Origin of the sequence: Streptomyces sp. ActVer (assembly GCF_027270795.1) — a bacterium.
GTDB lineage: Bacteria > Actinomycetota > Actinomycetes > Streptomycetales > Streptomycetaceae > Streptomyces > Streptomyces umbrinus_A.
The window spans coordinates 1-2596 of sequence record NZ_JAPWHT010000768.1; the positions used below are offsets into that span (position 1 = coordinate 1).

3 protein-coding genes are annotated in these 2596 nt (G+C 72.1%); all 3 read left to right on the plus strand.

Features of this window, described 5'->3' with window-relative positions; genetic code table 11:
- Positions 1-30 precede the first annotated feature (30 nt).
- A complete protein-coding gene (pdxA, locus tag O3Q52_RS51780; RefSeq protein ID WP_269655352.1) occupies positions 31-1086 on the plus strand; it encodes a 4-hydroxythreonine-4-phosphate dehydrogenase PdxA in 1056 nt (351 codons plus the stop codon).
- Positions 1087-1137: 51 nt separating this feature from the next.
- On the plus strand, positions 1138-1923 hold the full coding sequence (locus O3Q52_RS51785) for a DeoR/GlpR family DNA-binding transcription regulator (RefSeq protein WP_269655353.1): 786 nt from the start codon (positions 1138-1140) through the stop codon (positions 1921-1923).
- Positions 1924-2065: 142 nt separating this feature from the next.
- Positions 2066-2596, plus strand: a 531-nt coding sequence (locus O3Q52_RS51790) for an aminotransferase class V-fold PLP-dependent enzyme (protein WP_269655354.1), incomplete at its 3' end; no start/stop codon positions are given.

Consider the following 2596-nt stretch of genomic DNA (forward strand, 5'->3'; position numbering starts at 1 on the left):
CGTCCCGCCCGCCCCGCTAGGAGAACCCACGTGAACGCAGCCCCCACCGCCGCGCCCGCCGAGCAGTCCGGCACCGCCGGACGTCCGCTCCCGATCATCGCGGTGACCATGGGCGACGGCGCCGGCATCGGACCGGAGGTCATCGTCCCGGCCCTGCTGAACGCCGACACCCTGCGCGGCTGCCGTCCCGTCGTCATCGGCGATGCCGAACGCCTCCGCGAGGCGGCCCGCATCCTCGGCGTCACCTGCGACATCGTGCCCGTGGACGGTCCCGCCCAGGCCGAGTTCACGCCCGGCCGCATCAACGTCGTCGACCTCGGCCTGCTCCCGGCCGACCTCCCCTGGGGCGCCCTCTCGGCGAAGGCCGGCGACGCTGCGTACCAGTACATCCGGGTCGCCGCCGAACTCGCCCTGAACGGAGACGTCCACGGCATCTGCACCGCGCCCCTCAACAAGGAGGCCCTGCACGCCGCCGGACACCTCTACCCCGGACACACCGAACTCCTCGCCCGTCTCACCGGCGTCGAGGAGGTGTCGATGATGCTGTCCACGCCCAAGGTGAAGGTCATCCACGTCACCACGCACATCGGTCTGATCGACGCCGTCAACCGGATCGAGCCCGGACTCGTCGAGCGCACCGTGCGCCGCGGCCACGACGCGATGGTCCGAGCAGGAGTCGACGCGCCCGTGATCGGGGTGTGCGGAATCAACCCGCATGCGGGCGAGAACGGTCTGTTCGGCTACGGAGAGGAGGAGACGAAGATCGTCCCCGCCCTGGAGGTCCTGTGCGCCGACGGCATCGACGCGCGCGGCCCGCTCCCCGCCGACACCGCCTTCTACCTCGCCGGCCGCGGCGACTACGACCTCATCGTCGCCATGTACCACGACCAGGGCCACGGCCCGGTGAAGGTCCTCGGCATCGAGGCGGGGGTCAACCTCACCGTGGGCCTGCCGGTCATCCGCACGTCCGTCGACCACGGCACCGCCTTCGACATCGCAGGAACGGGCCGCGCCGAGGCCGGTAGCATGGTCGAGGCGCTGCGCCAGGCCGCCGAGATGTCATCCGCTCCGGCCGCCGCCCGCTGACCCCGGCCCGTCGGCACCATCGGCACCATCGGCACCAGAGGACAGAGACTGATGTCTGCGATCGGCTCCAAGGCCCGGCGCGACCGGATCGTCCAACTCGCCACCAGCACCGGCCTGACCAGCGTGGAGGAACTCTCCCAGTTGTTCGGCGTGACGGCCTCCACCATCCGCCGCGACCTCGCCAGGCTCACCACCGACGGACGGCTCGCCCGTACGTACGGCGGCGCGATGGCCCTGTCCGCGCACCCGGAGGCCTCGCTGCGCCAGCGCACCGGCGAGGCCTATGACGCCAAGCGTGCCATCGCCCGCTGGGCGGCGGCCCAGGTCCAGCCCGGCGAGACCCTGCTCCTCGACGCGGGCTCCACGGTCGGCGCGCTCGCACACGAACTGCGTACGGCCAAGGACGTGACCATCGCGACCACCGGACTGACGGCGCTTCAGGAACTCGCCGACGTCGAGACGGTGCATGTCGAATGCCTCGGCGGCACCCTCAGACCGCTCAGCCAGGGCTTCGTCGGCCCGTTGACCGAGGCCGCCCTCGAACGGCTCACCTTCGACCGGGTCTTCCTCGGCACCGACGGCGTGTCGCCGGAGCACGGGATCTGCGAGGCGGACCTGCGCCAGACCCGCCTCAAGGAGCTCATGGCCCGCCGCGCCGACCACGTCTACGTACTCGCCCACGCGGCCAAGCTCGGCCGCCGCCCCTTCCACGCCTGGGCCACCCTCCCCGAGGGCTGGACCCTGGTCACGGACGACACGGCCGACCCCGGCATCCTCGCCGAACTGCGCGCACGCGGAGTCACCACCGTCCTGGCCGAGCCCGTCGGCACCCTCTGACCGGGTCGCTCCGGTCCGAGCGGCACGATCGCGCCGATTCCCGGCAACCCCTTCCCACCGGGACGAACAGCAGCATGATGTTGGGAGACCGTGCCCGGCCCAGGACTCGGGGACGGGCCGGGCCTCTCATGCGGGAGGATCAGTGGACAAGGCGCAGACCACCGGCCACATACCCGAAGGCGACGCCGACGCAGGGGACTTGGCGGACTTACGGGACGAGGACTTCGACTACCTCGACGCCGGCGGGCACACCTACCTCGACCACACGGGAGCGGGCCTTCCACCGACCTCGCTCGTGCGGGGCAGCGCCGCCCGCATCACCGGCGGAGTCTTCGGGAACCCGCACTCCGAGAGCCCGGCCTCCCGCGCCTCGGGAGAGCTGCTCTCCCAGGCCCGCCGCGCGGTGCTGCGCCACTTCAACGCGGACCCGGCCGAGTACGCCGTGATCTTCACCGCCAACGCGACCGGCGCGCTGCGACTGGTCGGCGAGGCGTACCCCTTCACCCGCCGCAGCAGGCTGGTGATGTCGCTGGACAACCACAACTCGGTGAACGGCCTGCGCGAGTACGCGCGTTCGCGCGGCGCGGCCACGGCGTACGTACCCGTGAGCGGCCCCGGGCTGCGGATGGACGAGCAGCGGCTGAGAGCCGCCCTGCCCGCGCGCGAACGAGGC

What these genes read in the sequence shown, in the direction of transcription:
- O3Q52_RS51785 (WP_269655353.1), top strand. Translation starts at nt 1,138, where the DNA reads ATGTCTGCGATCGGCTCCAAGGCCCGGCGCGACCGGATCGTCCAACTC.